We start from the raw sequence: 526 nt of genomic DNA on the forward strand, positions 1-526 counted from the left end.
GGCGACGTCGAGGCGCTTCTTGTGTTCGCGCCGGCCGACAATGTCCCGCGCGACCTGTTTGACAGTGTCGACGTCGTCCGTCTCGGTAACCGTGAACCCGAGGTCGAACCGCGAGATGAGCGTCGAGCCGAGTTCGACCTGTTCGAGGACCGGCTCGTACTCGTCGAACCGGCCGTACTTCGGATTCGCCGCCGCGATGACGCCGACGCGCGTCTGTAGCGTCGCGTTGATCCCGGCCTTCGAGACGTTGATCTTCCCGTTGGCCATCGGCTCCAGCATCGCCGATCGGACATCCGGCGGCATGTCGTCGAGTTCGTCGATGCGGACGATCCCGCCGTTCGCCTTCACGAACGCGCCCGCCTTCAGCGTCCACTCGCCGTCGGAGAAGTCGTCGCGAACGGCGGAGGCTGTTATCCCGGCCTCGCGGGCGCCTTTCCCGGAGACGCCGACCGCACGCGGGGCGTTCGACTCAGCTTTGTTGATCAGCGCGGACTTCCCCGTCGACGGGTCGCCCACGAGAAGCATG

1 protein-coding gene is annotated in these 526 nt (G+C 66.3%); it reads right to left on the reverse strand.

Annotated elements, in window-relative coordinates; all coding sequences use genetic code 11:
• The coding region (locus tag DVK07_RS21075; RefSeq protein ID WP_158603221.1) for an ATP-binding protein at positions 1-526 on the reverse strand (526 nt) is incomplete at both ends.

The sequence above is a fragment of the Halorubrum sp. Atlit-26R genome, assembly GCF_003666015.1.
Lineage (GTDB): Archaea > Halobacteriota > Halobacteria > Halobacteriales > Haloferacaceae > Halorubrum.